This window comes from Paracoccus aerodenitrificans, assembly GCF_027913215.1.
Lineage (GTDB): Bacteria > Pseudomonadota > Alphaproteobacteria > Rhodobacterales > Rhodobacteraceae > Paracoccus > Paracoccus aerodenitrificans.
This window is the reverse complement of record NZ_CP115784.1, coordinates 1,262,125-1,276,805: the sequence shown is the minus strand read 5'-3', so window position 1 is coordinate 1,276,805 and position 14,681 is coordinate 1,262,125. Positions and strand designations below refer to the sequence as shown.

General features: G+C 63.1%; 11 protein-coding genes. 1 reads left to right on the top strand and 10 read right to left on the bottom strand.

What is annotated here, in order from left to right:
• Positions 1–3,141, top strand: coding sequence for a multidrug efflux RND transporter permease subunit (locus PAE61_RS07765; protein ID WP_271115111.1), 3,141 nt, complete (start codon positions 1–3; stop codon positions 3,139–3,141).
• On the opposite strand, the gene PAE61_RS07760 is transcribed toward PAE61_RS07765, so the two are convergent.
• The 10 genes from PAE61_RS07760 to PAE61_RS07715 form a co-directional block, all read right to left on the bottom strand.
• On the bottom strand, positions 3,125–4,381 hold the full coding sequence (locus tag PAE61_RS07760) for a glycerate kinase type-2 family protein (protein ID WP_271114740.1): 1,257 nt from the start codon (positions 4,379–4,381) through the stop codon (positions 3,125–3,127). The two genes, PAE61_RS07765 and PAE61_RS07760, sit on opposite strands and share 17 nt — an antisense overlap.
• Positions 4,374–5,381: a LacI family DNA-binding transcriptional regulator gene (locus PAE61_RS07755; RefSeq protein ID WP_271114739.1), complete on the bottom strand. Its 1,008-nt coding sequence runs from the start codon at positions 5,379–5,381 to the stop codon at positions 4,374–4,376. The genes PAE61_RS07760 and PAE61_RS07755 overlap by 8 nt, the downstream gene beginning before the upstream one ends.
• Complete coding sequence (locus PAE61_RS07750; protein WP_271114738.1) at positions 5,378–6,541, bottom strand: dihydrodipicolinate synthase family protein; 1,164 nt, start codon at positions 6,539–6,541, stop codon at positions 5,378–5,380. The genes PAE61_RS07755 and PAE61_RS07750 overlap by 4 nt, the downstream gene beginning before the upstream one ends.
• A 3-nt stretch (positions 6,542–6,544) precedes the next feature.
• Positions 6,545–8,140 (bottom strand): GMC family oxidoreductase, encoded by a 1,596-nt coding sequence (locus PAE61_RS07745; RefSeq protein WP_271114737.1) that lies wholly within the window; start codon positions 8,138–8,140, stop codon positions 6,545–6,547.
• 13 nt (positions 8,141–8,153) lie between these two features.
• Positions 8,154–8,903, bottom strand: coding sequence for a 3-ketoacyl-ACP reductase (locus PAE61_RS07740; protein WP_271114736.1), 750 nt, complete (start codon positions 8,901–8,903; stop codon positions 8,154–8,156).
• The gene (locus tag PAE61_RS07735) at positions 8,900–10,393 is read right to left on the bottom strand and encodes an FAD-dependent oxidoreductase (RefSeq protein ID WP_271114735.1); all 1,494 of its coding nucleotides are present in this window, start codon (positions 10,391–10,393) and stop codon (positions 8,900–8,902) included. Before PAE61_RS07735 ends, PAE61_RS07740 begins: the two co-directional genes overlap by 4 nt.
• Entirely contained in the window at positions 10,394–11,512 is a 1,119-nt protein-coding gene (locus PAE61_RS07730) for an ABC transporter ATP-binding protein (protein ID WP_271114734.1), read from the bottom strand.
• A 4-nt stretch (positions 11,513–11,516) separates the two neighbouring features.
• Positions 11,517–12,398, bottom strand: coding sequence for a carbohydrate ABC transporter permease (locus tag PAE61_RS07725; protein WP_271114733.1), 882 nt, complete (start codon positions 12,396–12,398; stop codon positions 11,517–11,519).
• Positions 12,398–13,297: a carbohydrate ABC transporter permease gene (locus PAE61_RS07720; RefSeq protein ID WP_271114732.1), complete on the bottom strand. Its 900-nt coding sequence runs from the start codon at positions 13,295–13,297 to the stop codon at positions 12,398–12,400. The genes PAE61_RS07725 and PAE61_RS07720 overlap by 1 nt, the downstream gene beginning before the upstream one ends.
• 87 nt (positions 13,298–13,384) lie before the next feature.
• Entirely contained in the window at positions 13,385–14,641 is a 1,257-nt protein-coding gene (locus PAE61_RS07715; protein ID WP_271114731.1) for an ABC transporter substrate-binding protein, read from the bottom strand.
• Positions 14,642–14,681: the final 40 nt, after the last annotated feature.

The window sequence follows — 14,681 nt, the reverse complement described above, 5'->3', positions numbered from 1 at the left end:
ATGGGGCAGTTCTTCATCCACCGTCCGGTTTTCGCCTGGGTGCTGGCGATTGTGACCATGCTGGCGGGGATATTCAGCCTGTTCGGCCTGCCGGTTTCTCAATATCCCGATATCGCCCCGACCACGATCCGCATCAGCGCCAGCTATCCCGGAGCAACCGCCGAGGCGGTGCAGAACTCTGTCACGACCCCCATCGAGGATTCGCTGACCGGGATTGACGGGATGATGTATTTCGAATCCAGCTCATCTCAGGGGCGATCATCGCTGGAACTGACCTTCGACGACTCGGTCGATCCGACCGACGCGCTGAACGATGTGCAATCGAATGTGCGCAGCGTGGAATCGCGTCTGCCGACGCCGGTGCAGGATGACGGGGTGCGAGTCTCTCGGTCCTCGTCATCGATCCTGATGGTCGGGTCTCTGGTCTCGACCGATAACAGCTATTCGACGGTTGAACTGGGCAATATGCTGGAGGAAATCGTCGAAGGCCCCGTCAAGCGCGTCGATGGCGTGGGTGAGATCAACGTGTTCGGCTCGGGCTATGCGATGCGGATCTGGCTGGATCCGTTCCGGCTGGCGCAATATAACCTGCTGCCGACGGATATCACCTCGGCCGTGGCGGCACAGAACTCGACCGTATCGGTGGGGTCGCTTGGCGATCAGCCGGTGCTGCCGGGGCAGCAATTCACCTCGACCATCACCGCGCAGAGCCAGCTTGAGAATGTCGATGATTTCCGCCGCATCCTGCTGCGCACTGCCCGGGACGGATCAACGGTCTGGCTTGGCGATGTCGCGGATATCGAGATCGGCAAGGAGCGTTACGGTTCCGACAGCCGCTTCAACGGTATGAACGCCGCCGGGTTCGGCGTCAATCTTGAGACCGGCGCGAATGCGGTGGACACGGCACGGGGCGTCCGCGAGGTGCTGGCCAGCCTGAACGATGCTTTGCCCGAAGGGGTTGAGTTGCGCGTGGCCTATGACACCTCTCCCTTTGTCGAATTGTCGATCGAGAAAGTCTACGAAACCCTGATCGAGGCGATCGTTCTGGTTGTCGGCGTGATCCTGATCTTTCTGCAACGCTGGCGGGCGACGATCATCCCGGTGATCGTGGTGCCGGTGGTTCTGCTGGGGACATTCGCAGTTCTGGGTGCGCTTGGCTATTCGATCAACACGCTGACCATGTTCGCGATGGTGCTGGCCATCGGCCTGCTGGTCGATGACGCCATCGTGGTGGTCGAGAATGTCGAGCGTGTGATGGCACAGGACGGAATCGGCCCGGTCGAGGCGACCGAGAAATCCATGCGGCAGATCTCGGGGGCGCTGATCGGCATCGCAGCGGTGCTGTCTGCCGTGTTTCTGCCGATGGCCTTCATGGCGGGCTCCACCGGGGTGGTCTATCGGCAGTTTTCGGTCACGATCATCACCGCGATGGGCCTGTCCCTGCTGGCCGCGCTGATCCTGACACCCGCGCAAACCGCCACCATGCTGCGCCCGCATCGGGGCGAGATCGGCTTTGCCCCGGCCCGCTGGTTCAACCGCAATTTCGACCGGCTGGCGAATGGCTATGCGGCGATCATCGGCCGGTTGCTGCGCCGTCCCCTGATGGCGCTTCTGATACTGGCGCTGATCGGCGCGGGGGCGTGGCAGCTTTTCGGCCGGCTCAGCTCGACCTTTCTGCCGACCGAGGATCAGGGCGTGATGATGGTGCAGGTGCGTCTGTCCGAAGGATCGACCGCACAGCAGACCGAGGCGGTGATCGAAGAGATCGAGGCATATCTTCTGAATGAGGAACCCGCCGTCGAATCGATTTTCGGCGCTCTTGGCTGGGGCTTCGGCGGCAGCAGCCAGAGCCGCGCGATGCTATTCGTCCGCCTGAAGGATTTCGAAGAGCGCGGCGATCCGGATATGTCCGCCTCGGCACTGGCGCTTCGGGCCAATCAGCGATTCGCGGATAACCGCGCCGGTCAGATCAACTTCCTTCAGCCTCCCGCGATTCAGGGTCTCGGCGATCAGGCCGGGTTCGATATGTTCCTGATCGACCAGACCGGACAGGGGATCGAGGGGCTGCGGGCGGCATCGTCCCAACTGGAAGCGGCGGCAGAGGCCGATCCGCGCCTGACCAATGTCCGGGGCCGCGGAGATGAGGACGACGCCGCACTGCGTCTGGATATCGACGCGCAGAGGGCCGAGGCTCTGGGGCTGCGTCTCTCCGAAGTGAACGGCATGTTGTCGATCATCTTTTCGGGACGCGAGGTGAATGATTTCTCGCTTGGCGCGACGCTGCGCCCGGTCATCGTACAGGGCGATGCCGCCTATCGGATGCAGCCAGAGGATCTGGAAGCATGGTATGCGCGGAATGCCGATGGTGAGATGGTCCCGTTCAGCGCCTTCAGCAGCTATCGCTGGGAACCGGTCGCCCCGCGTCTGCAACGGTTCGAAGGCACGGATGCGATCTCGATTTCCGGCGAGGCGGCACCGGGGACCAGCTCGGGCGAGGCGCTCGACGCGATGGAGGAACTTGTCGCCGAACTGCCCGGCGGGTTCGGTGTGGCCTGGACCGAACTTTCCTATCAGGAACGGCAATCGGGCAATCAGGCGCCTTATCTTTATGCGCTGTCGGCGCTTGTAGTGTTCCTGTCCCTTGCGGCGATCTATGAAAGCTGGACCGTGCCGATGGCGGTTATTCTGGCCGTGCCGGTGGGGGTTCTGGGCGCGGTTCTGGCGGCGCTGATCTTCGGGCAGTCGAACGATGTCTATTTCAAGGTCGGTATCCTGACGACAATCGGGCTGGCCGCCAAGAACGCGATTCTGATCGTCGAATTCGCCCGCGTGCTGGAGCTGGAGGGCCGGTCCACCATCGCCGCCGCGACCGAGGCCGCACGGCTGCGGCTGCGCCCGATCCTGATGACCTCTCTGGCCTTCATCCTTGGCGTCGTGCCTCTGGCGACGGCAAGCGGGGCGGGTGCAGCGGCGCAGAACTCGATCGGGATCGGGGTTATGGGCGGGATGATCGCCGCGACCTTTATCGGCATCTTCATGGTGCCAAGCTTCTATGTCGCGATCCGCAGCATGTCGGGTCCGCTGCGTGCCCCGCCGCGCAAGACAGGCAGCGCCGCCGAAAGCCCTATGCCGGGTGAATGAGGATGGCGCGGAAATCGTTCACATTGGTCAGGGTCGGCCCGGTCACGACCTGATCGCCCAACGCACCGAAAAAGCTGTGCGCGTCGTTTTCCGCAAGCGCCTTCGCCGCGTCCAGCCCTGCCGATACCGCGCGGTCCAGAGTGTCGGGGGCAATGACCGCGCCCGCCACCTCTGCCGCGCCGTCCACCCCGTCCGTATCGCAGGCAATCGCGTGGATCCCCTTCGCCCCGTTCAGAGACAGCGCAAGCGCCAGTGCATATTCCGCATTCGGCCCGCCCACACCGTCTCCGCGTCGGGTCACGGTCAGTTCTCCGCCCGACAGGACGACCATCGGATTATCGCCGGGTGACATCTCTGCCTGAAGCTTCAACGCCAAAGCGGCATGCGCGGCAGCAACCTCTCGTGCCTCACCGTCCAGATCGTCGCCGAGAAGCAGCGTGGCAATGCCGTTCCCCTGCGCCACGGTGGCGGCAGCGGCAAGGGATTGCGCAGGCGCGGCGACAATGCGGTTTTCGACCTTCGCAAGCCGGGGATCGCCCGGCGCGATCACGCCGGTGTCGCCGTCAAGGACCCGTTTCGCGCTGTCGGGCAACCCGATCCGCCAGCGATTGACGATTGCCAGCGCATCCTCTGCCGTGGTCGGATCGCCGATTGTCGGCCCCGATCCGATCATCGCCGGATCGTCGCCCGGCACATCCGAGATCATCAGCGACAGCACACGCGCAGGTGCCGCCGCAGCGGCAAGCTGGCCGCCCTTCACCCGGCTGAGATGCTTGCGCAGCACATTCATCTTGCCGATCGGCGCTCCCGATGCCAGCAGCGCGGCATTCACCGCCTGTTTCTCGGCCAGCGTCATCTCTCCGGCCGGGGCGCAGAGCAGCGCCGAGGCTCCGCCCGAGATCAGCATCAGGACCAGATCGTCCGGTTCCAGCCCGCCAAGCAGATCAAGCAATCTCTGCGTCGCATCCACCCCGGCCTGATCGGGCACGGGATGCGCGGCCTCGGCAATCTCGATTCCCTGTGTCGGGCGGCCATAGCCGTAACGCGTGATCACAAGCCCCTCGCAGGGTCCCCATTCCGCCTCGACCGCTTCGGCCATCCGCGCCGAGGCTTTCCCCGCCCCGACCACCAGCACACGCCCGGCAGGGCGCTCGGGCAGGTTCGGGGCGATGAAACGCATCGGATCAGCGACGGCGACGGCCCGCGCGAAAAGGGCATTCAGGATCTCACGCTCATTCATGGTTGCCTCCGAGGCTGGATTGCCGGACCACAAGCCCGACGGGCGCACGGGTTTCGTTTGGCGGTGCCGCGCCGGTGTCAAGCCAGCTTAGCAATCGTCTTGCCATATCATCGCCAAACCGCGCGATATCGCAACTGACCGAGGACAAAGCGGGCCAGACCTCGGCGCATTCGGCGATATCGTCGAAGCCGACCAGACGGATATCCTGCCCCACACGCCGCCCGGCATGGGCAAGCCCGTTCATCAGCCCCAATGCCACCAGATCGTTGAAACACAGAACCGCTTCGGTTTCGGGCGGCAACTCTGCAGCAGAATCGAACCCGCTGCGCCGACTGGTCGGGCCATGCAGCGTCAGCGGAGTCAGCCCGGCGGCGTGCATCTGTTCGAGATAGCCCGAGGCACGTTCCTTGGTGATCTGCCGCCCGGGCGCTCCGCCGACAAAGGCGATGCGGCGCAGGCCCTGATCCAGCAGATGCCGTGTGGCAAGGCGGCCTCCATCCGTATAGTCGAAGGACGCGAAGGGCAGCCGGCCCTCGCTTCCCTCCAGCCTGCGCAGAAGCTGCATGGCAGGCACGCCCGCCGTCAGGATCTGATCGGTGACACTTCCCGGATCGCCGAAACTGGGCGAGATCACCAGCCCCGCAACCCCATGTTCCAGCATCGAGCGCACAAGCTGTTCCTGCCGCAGCGGGTCCTCATCTGCATTGCCGATCACCGTGGCGAAACCCGCATCGGCAAGCCGCATCTGCATGGTGGTCGCAAGCTCGGTGAAGAACGGGTTACGCAGATCGTTGATGACCAGACCGACCAGCCCCGTCGAGGCCGAGCGCAAATTCGCGGCGGCCCGGTTATAGACATAACCGACCGCAGCCATCGCCTCGCGCACGGTCCGGGCGGTTTCATCCCGGACCAGATCGCTGCCCTGAAGCACCAGCGAGACGGTCGATTTCGACACGCCCGCAGCCTCGGCCACATCGAGAATGGTCGGCCTGCGCTTCATTCCCCGATGCCGTGAACCGCCATCAGATTGCGCATCCGGGCCGATGCCAGATCAGCATCGTGCAACAGACCCGCATCCGCCGCCAGCCGGAACAGATCGGCATAATGCAGGATCGGGCGCGAGGACTGGAACCCGGCAGGCATGATGAAATGCGTCTGCATTCCGTTCAGCCAGGCCAGAAAGGCGATCCCCGCCTTGTAGAAGCGCGTTGGCGCCCGGAAAATTTCGCGGGAAAGGGGAATCGTCGGCGTCATGAGCGCATCATAGCCTGCCCTGTCCCCGGCTGCGAGCGCTTCAAGCGCCTGCGCGGCGGCCGGAGCAATCGCCGCGAACGCCCCGAGAAGCGCATGGGAATGATGCTGGCCATCCCCGGCGATCAGCGCCGCATAGTTGAAATCGTCTCCGGTATACAGCTTCACGCCCTCGGGCAGCCTTGCGCGGAACGATTCCTCATGCTGTTGGTCGAGAAGCGATATCTTGATCCCGTCCACCTTGCCCGCATGCGCCTCGATCAGCGCCAGCACGGCGTCCGAGGCGGCGGCGATATCCTGACAGGCCCAATATCCGCGCAACGCCGGGTCGAACATATCTCCCAGCCAGTGCAGGATGACCGGATCGCGGGCCTGTCCGATCAGCCGGTCATAGACCTGACGATACTCATCCGGCCCCGCGCCGATCGCAGGCAGCGCCCGCGTCGCCATCAGGATAAGCTGCCCGCCTGCATCCTCGATGCAGGCCATCTGATGCTCATAGGCGGCGATGATGGATGCGGTATCCGGCAGTTCCTCTGGCGTTTTGTGATCCGTTCCCGCACCACAGGCGACACGCGGCTTCAGGGGGTGCGCCTTCGCCTCGGCCATCGTGCGCCGGATCAGTTCAAGCGCCGTTTCCCAGTCCACGCCCATGCCGCGCTGCGCCGTATCCATCGCCTCGGCCAGTCCCAGACCCTGATCCCAGAGGCTGCGGCGAAACGCCAGTGTCGCCTCCCAGTCCACCGCCGGAGGTCCGGTCCAGGGATCGCGCTCGGCCAGCGGATCGCTGGCGATATGGGCGGCGGCGAAAGCCGTGCGGCTGAACGCACGACCCGGGGCGCGGGGCGTCAGTGGTTCTTTCGAGAATCGGAATTCCTGTAATGTACCATCGGGCAAGGGCAGTTTCATCGGTCAGACTCCATGATCGGCCCGGATCATGTCGGCGGCTTTCTCCGCGATCATGATAACCGGCGCATTGGTGTTCGAGGAAACCAGACGGGGCATAACCGAGGCATCGGCCACGCGCAGCCCGCTGATCCCGTTAAATCGCAGACGCGGATCGAGCACCGCGCCCGAATCCGCCCCCATCCGGCATGTGCCCGCCGGGTGGTGGTCGGTCTTGGCATTGGCGCAGGCATGTTCGAAAAGCTCCTGCTCGGTCCGGATCTCCGGCCCCGGCAGGACCTCGCGGGTCAGGAAGGGTTTCAGCGCATCCTGCGACATGATCTGGCGGACCAGTTGCAGGCCACGGATCGACATCTCGCGATCATGCGGATCGGCCCAGTAATTCGGGTCGATCAGCGGCGCGGCCTTGGGATCGGCGCTTGCCAGCCGGACCGTCCCGCGCGAACGCGGCCTCAGATAGGCCGAGTTCAGCGTCAGACCGCCATCCGGCATCGCCGCGACACCCGCTTCAATCCCCGAGCCGAGACCCAGATGGAATTGCACATCAGGAGAGCGTGCGCCCTCTTCCACGAACCAGAACCCGCCCGTCTCGAACAGGCTGGAGGCCACCGGGCCCTTGCGGGTCAGCAGATATTGCAGCCCGGCCAGAACCGAGAGATGCGGCTTCGCGAAACGGTCATAGCTGTGCGGGCCGCTGCATTCCCAGATGGTGAACAGATCGAGGTGATCCTGAAGATTCGCACCGATCTCGGGCTGGTCCAAGACCACATCCAGCCCGGTCTCGCGCAGGTGATCCCCCGGCCCGATCCCCGACAGCATCAGCAATCGCGGAGAGCCGATTGCGCCGGAAGACAGAATGACCTCGTTTGCAGCACCGATCTGCCGGACCCCGGAGCCGTCCGCGATCCTGATGCCGGTGGCGCGGTTGTTTTCGACCACGATGCCCAGAACCTGCGTCCCGGACATCACCGTCAGATTCGGACGCCCCCGCGCCGGATCAAGAAACGCCACCGAGGTCGAGGACCGCCGCGCATGTTTCTGGGTCAGTTGATAATAGCCGACCCCGGCCTGTTCGGCCCCGGTCATATCCTCGTTGAAGGGAATGCCAAGCTGGCTGGCGGCCTTGAAATAGGCCTCGCATACCGGCAGCGGGGCGGCGGGTTTCGACACGCCAAGCGGTCCGCCCTGCCCGTGGAATTCATTGTCGTAAGTGTCGTTATCCTCGGATTTGCGAAAATAGGGCAGCACATCCTCATAGGACCAGCCCTCGCAGCCCATCTGCCGCCATTCATCGTAATCCAGAGCGTTGCCGCGCGTATAGATCTGTGCATTCACGCTGGAGCCGCCGCCCAGAACCCGCGCCTGCGTAAAGCGGATCACCCGGTCCCTCATGTGTTTCTGCGGCACGGTGGACCAGCCCCAGCTTCCGATGCCCTTGGTCATTTTCGCGAAACCGGCGGGCATGGCATAGAACGGGTGGCGCGGACGCGGCCCGGCCTCGATCAGCAGGACGCTTGCATCCGGGTTCTCGCTCAGCCGGTTGGCCAGCACGCAGCCCGCGCTGCCGCCTCCGATGATAATGAAATCGTAACCTTCGGCCATGTCCGGCCTCCCCTCAAAGTCTTGGGATGGACAATCCGCCATCCACGGCAATCACGCTGCCCGTTGAAAACGCCATCTCGCCGCGCAGCAGCGGCAGCACCACACGCCCGATATCGGCAGGTTTCCCCCACCGCCCCGCAGGCACCAGCCCGCCTGCGATCAGCGCGTCGTATTTCCCTGAAACCGCCGCCGTCATCGGGGTTTCGACAATCCCCGGACGCAGTTCGAATACGCCGATATTGTCGCCCGCCAGACGCGCCGCGAACAGCTTTGCCATCATCGACGCTCCGGCTTTCGACATGCAATATTCGGCACGCTCGACCGAGACCATTTCGGCGCTGACCGAAGTAACGAAGATGATCGCGCGATATTCCCCGCCTGGCCGCGCCAGCATCCGCCGGGCGACCTGCTGAGCAAGAAAGAAATTGCCGCGCAGGTTGATATTCATCGTCCAGTCGAAATTTTCAGGCAGCATCTCCAGCATGTCGCCGCGTATCCGCGCCGGTACTCCGGCATTGCAGATCAGCGCGGTCACAGGCCCCAGATCCGCCTCGACCGCATCCAGCAGGGAGGAGATCGTGTCGATCTCCGCCAGATCATGCTGATAATAACGCGCTTCCGGCAGGGCGCTCATCGCGTCGCGCACCGCTTCGGGGGGCTGTTCGGCGGCAATCGCCAGCCGCCAGCCCGCATCGCGCAGCGCGGTCGCGATCCCCAGACCGATCCCCTGCTGACCGCCAGTGATCAGGGCAACGCCGCTCATGCCCAGTCCTTTCCGCTGATGTGATCCGCCGCCCGCAAGGACAGCGCGGCAATGGTCAGCGCTGGATTGACCGCCGCCGAGGTCGGCAGAATGCTTGCATCTGTGATGAACAGGTTTGGATGATCATGCGTCCGCCCATAGATATCCGTCACGCTGCTGCCCGGATCGCGGCCCATCCTCGCGGTCCCGCATTGATGCGAGGGGGTCCGGCGATCGAAGGGTTTCGACAGCACCAGAGGATAGCCCGCCCGCCGCAATTCGCTTTTCAGCCGCGCGACAAGCGCCAGATGCGCATCCCAGTTCGACCGTTTCCAGTCCAGCACGATCCGGTCGCCCCGAAGGGTGACGCGGCTTTCGGGATCGGGCAGATCCTCTGACATAGCGTAAAGATCCAGCGCACGGGACGAGATAATCCGCGCCAGTGGCAGCGGCAGGCCCGATCCGGCGGCAAGGATCGGGCCGGTGACGCGTCCCAGCATCTGGATATTGCCCAGAGGCTCGCCCTGCGGGCCTCCGGTTTCGTAGAAATCATTCACCATCAGCGTTTTCTGATAGATGCTGCGATTGCGCCGGAACGGGTGGATCGCCAGTACCGCCGAGCAATTATGGTTCATGAAATTCCGGCCAAGCTGATCCGAGCGGTTCGCCAGCCCGACCGGATGCTCCTCATCCGCCGAGCGCAGCAGCAGCGCGGCCGTATTCACCGCCCCGGCGGCAAGCGCGAAGAGCGGCGCTTCGATCCGCCCCGGACCCTCCGGGCCGGTGACACGCACCGCTCCGATCCGCCCGTCAGTGCCGCATTCCAGCAACTCCGCCCGAGTGCCGGTCAGCAGGGTCACATTCGGGTGCCGCAATGCCTCGGCCATGCCGATCGTCTCGGCATCCATCTTGCCGCCATTCGTGTCGGGATAGCCGTCCCATCCGGTATTGGCACGTTCCAACCAACGATCAAGATCAACCCCCAAGGGCAGATATGAGGGATGTAGCCCGATCCGGCGCAGGCGGGTGCGCAGATCGGCGATTTCGGGTTCATCGGGAACCGACGGGAAGGGATAGCTGCCGGAATGGGGCGGCTCGGTCGGATCGTCCGAGGCGTTGCCCCGGACCCGGTACATCTGTTCCGCAGCCTGATACCATGTCTCTATCTCGGCATAAGAAACAGGCCAGCCCGGCGTCGTGCCGCCAATATGCCGGATCGGGCTGAAATCCGCCTCACGGTAGCGCAGCAGCACCGCGCCGTAGAATTTCGAGTTCCCGCCGACATAATAGAAATTGCCGGGGCTGAACGCGTCGCCCTGCCCGTCCAGCCAGGTCTCATCCGGACGGAACACGCCGCGCCCGTGAATCGCATATCCGTCGCGGGCATCGGGACTGTCCTGCAAACGCTCTCCGGCCTCGATGACGAGGATGCGCTTGCCCGAGGGGGCCAGAGCGGCGGCAAGCGTGGCGCCGCCCATCCCCGATCCGATAATGACAAGATCCGCGTCCATCTAGCCCCCGATCCGGTTTTCCGTTTCGGGATCGAACACAACCGCCTTATCCAGATTCACCACGAAATCGAAAGGCTGCCCGGCATGGACATCCACATCCGCCCGCATTCGCGCGATGCAGGGCTTGCCGGACAGTTCCGTCTCGACGAAGGTATCCGATCCCGCCGGTTCCGTCACGCTGACCATATTGCGCAGACCCTGCGTATTCCGCGCATTCCGGTCCACCCCATCCGCATCGGTGATCGCTTCGGGCCGGATCCCCAGAACCACATCGCGCCCGAGGAAGCTGCGGAACGCCTCGCCGTTCTGAGACAGTTTCAACTGCACCGGCTGACCCTGCGCATCCTTCAGCTCGGCCGCCAGCTCGCCATCGGCCTCACGCAGAACCGCAGGCAGAAGGTTCATCGAAGGGCTGCCCATGAAACCCGCCACGAACATATTCGCAGGCTGGTCATAGATTTCCTTCGGCGTGCCAAGCTGCTGGACATAGCCCTTGTTCATTACCGCGATGCGGGTGGACAGGGTCAGCGCCTCGATCTGGTCATGGGTCACATAAACGATGGTGCTTTTCAGCCGCTGATGCAGCTTCTTGATCTCGGTGCGCATATCGACGCGCAGCTTTGCATCGAGGTTGGACAGCGGCTCATCGAACAGGAACACATCCGGGTCGCGGGTCAGCGCCCGGCCCATCGCCACACGCTGCCGCTGACCGCCCGAAAGCTGGCCGGGCTTGCGGTCCAGCAGGTGATCGATCTGCAGAAGCTTCGCGACTTCATCCAGCTTCTTCTCACGCTCGGGCTTGGGGATGCCGTGCATCTCCATCCCGAAGGTGATGTTGCCGCCGACGGTCATGTTCGGGTAGAGTGCGTAGCTTTGAAACACCATCGCGATATTGCGCTTGGAGGGGTGCACGTCATTCACCACCCGGTCCTTGATCGAGATCTCGCCACTGGTGATGTTCTCCAGCCCCGCGATCATGTTCAGCAGGGTGGATTTCCCGCAACCGGACGGCCCGACAAGGACCAGAAACTCACCCTCTTCGACGCCGATATCGACGCGGTGCAGCACTTCGACATTGCCGTAGGATTTTGTGACGTTGTCTATATTCAGAAACGGCATCGCGTTATCCCTTCACTGAGCCGGCCATCAGACCGCGCACGAAATAGCGGCCCGCGACGATATAAACGAGCAGCGTTGGAAGTGCTGCCAGGATCGCGCCGGCGAAATCGACATTATAGGCTTTGACGCCGGTGGAGCTGTTTACGAGGTTGTTCAGCGCCACGGTCATCGGCATGGAATCCAGGTCGGCGAAGGACGCGCCGAACAGGAAGTCGTTCCAGATATTTGTGAACTGCCAGATGATGCAGACCACCGCGATCGGACCTGACACGGGCAGCATGATCCGCCAGAAAATGCGGAAGAACCCTGCCCCGTCCATCATTGCCGCGCGGACCAGTTCGGTCGGGAAGGCGGCGTAGTAATTGCGGAAATACAGGGTCGAAAACCCGATCCCGTAAACCACATGAACAAGGATCAGACCCGAGGTCGTGCCCGCCAGCCCGATGGTCCCCATAACCCGCGCCATCGGGATCAGCACGATCTGGAACGGAATGAAGCAGGAAAACAGCATCAGCCCGAACAAGATATTCGATCCGCGGAACTGCCATTTCGTCAGAATATAGCCGTTCATCGCCCCCAGCACGGTCGAGATCGCCACGGCGGGCACCACCATCAGGATCGAGTTCATGAAATAGGGCTTCAGCCCGGTCGCCTCGACCCCGATCTGGGCGCTGCCCCAGGCGGAGACCCACGGTGCGAAGGTATATTCGCTTGGCAATGCCATCATGTTGCCGCCGGTAATCTCCTCCAGCGGTTTGACCGAGTTGATCATCATGATGAAGAACGGCAGCAGATAGAACAAAGCGAAGAAGATCAGCACGACATAGATGAACATGCGTGTGATGCGGCCGGTGCGGATGGCCTGGTCCTGAGCGCCCATCGACATCACTTCTGCTCCTTCAGTTCGGCATAGACGTAAGGCACCATGATCGCCGCGATCCCCATCAGCATGATCACCGCCGAAGCAGCACCGACGCCCATCTGGTTGCGGGTGAAGGTGTAGCTGTACATGAAAGTCGCGGGCAGCTCGGTCGCGCGGCCCGGACCGCCTCCGGTCAGGGCAATCACAAGGTCATAGGATTTGATCGCCAGATGCGCGAGGATCACAAAGGCCGACAGAAAAGCGGGCCGCAGCAGCGGGATCACGATGCGCCGGTAAAGGTTCCAGTTCGAGGCCCCGTCGATCTGGGCGGCTTTCAGCATCTCATTGTCGATGCCGCGCAGCCCGGCGAGGAACATCGCCATGACGAAACCCGAGCTTTGCCAGACCGCCGCGATGACCAGCGTATAGATCGCCATGTCACGATCCTTGATCCAGCCGAACTCGAAGCTTTCCCAGCCCCAGAGATGCATTGTGTTTTCCAGCCCGATCCCCGGATCCAGCAGCCATTTCCACGCCGTCCCGGTCACGATGAAGCTCAGCGCCATCGGGTAGAGATAGATCGGGCGCAGCATCCCCTCGCCCCGGATCTTCTGGTCGAGAAAGATCGCCAGAACCAGCCCGATCACGATGCAGATGACGATATACAGCGTCGCAAAGATCGCCAGATTGATCAGCGCCGTCGTCCAGGCGGACAGGCCGAACAGCCGGGCGTAGTTTTCGAACCCGACCAGATCATAGCTGGGCAGCATCTTGCTGCCGGTGAAGGACAGATAGATCGTATAGGCAATGAATCCATAGACGAAAATCAGCATCGCTGCGAGCGATGGCGACAGGACAATCTTCGGCAGCCAGTTCTGCAGAACGGTGCGCAGATCCTGTGGCGCGCGGTCGGACCGGGCCATTGAGGTTCCTCCCCCTTCAAGAACGATTACACGGGTCAGTCAGCCTTGTCGCGGCGGCCATGACAGCCGCCGCGCAGGGAGAGCCGCTTACATCGCGCCTTCTACGGCGTTGAGCAGTTCCTCGGCAGCTTCCTCGCTGCTGTACTCGCCGTTGAAATGCGCGGTGATCACGTCATACATCGCGTTCTTGACCGAGGCGGGGTTGGCATGGCCATGCCCCATCGAGCCAAGCAGCGTGCCGTTTTCGGATGCAGCGGCCAGATCCTTCATGCCCTGCTGTCCGCAGGCGTCGAACCCGTCAGCCGACACGTCGGTCCGCGCAGGAACCGAGCCCTTCACCTGATTGAACGCCGCCTGGAACTCGGGCGATTCGGCCGCTTTCGCCATTGCAAGCTGAGCCGCGCGGGCCTCTTCGTCGTCCTGACGGAACATGACGAACTGGTCGCTGTTGAAGGTCACGACGCCCTCCGTTCCCGGCACGCGGAAACACAGGAAATCCTCGCCCGGCACCATATCGGCGCGCAGGAATTCGCCCTTGGCCCAGTCGCCCATGATCTGGAAGGCGGCCTCGTCATTGATCACCATCGCCGAGGCGAGGTTCCAGTCGCGGCCCGAGAAATTCTCGTCCACGAATTCACGAAGCTGGCCCATCTTGTTGAACGCGTCGACCATCTCGGGCGAGTTCAGCGCCTCAGGGTCGAGATCGATCATCGAGGCCTGATAGAATTCCGGCCCGCCAGAGGCCAGCACGGCGCTGTCGAAAATCGTCGCTTCCTGCCAGGGCTGACCGCCATGCGCCAGAGCGACCTTGCCCGAATCCTTCACCGTCTGAAGGGCGGCGATGAATTCGTCCCAGGTGGTCGGCTGCGCGATTCCCAGTTCGTCCAGCATGGCCTTGTTCGCCCAGACCCAGTTGGTCGAGTGAACATTGACCGGCGCCGCAATCCAGTTGCCGTTCGGCTTCGAGAATTTCTGGATCGCTTCCGGGATGACCTCATCCCAGTTCTCGGCCTCGGCGGCTTCGTTCAGATCGGCCAGAACATCGCCCTGATCGACCCAGTCGAGAATGTCGAAACCCAGCATCTGCACGGCAGTCGGCGGGTTGCCCGAGGTTACACGCGCCCGCAGCGCGGTCATCGCGGCCTCACCGCCGCCCCCGGCGACGGGCATGTCCTGCCAGCCGATTCCCTGAGCTTCCAGATTTTCCTTCAGCACATTCAGCGCCGCAGCCTCACCACCGGCGGTCCACCAGTGCTGCACCTCGACATCGGCCGCGCTTACAGCACTTGCCGTCAGCCCGAGCGCCACCGCAGCCGTTCCGGCCAGTTTCAGTTTCAAACGCATGGTTTCCTCCCTTTTGCGTCTATTCTATCGCTAACATCTC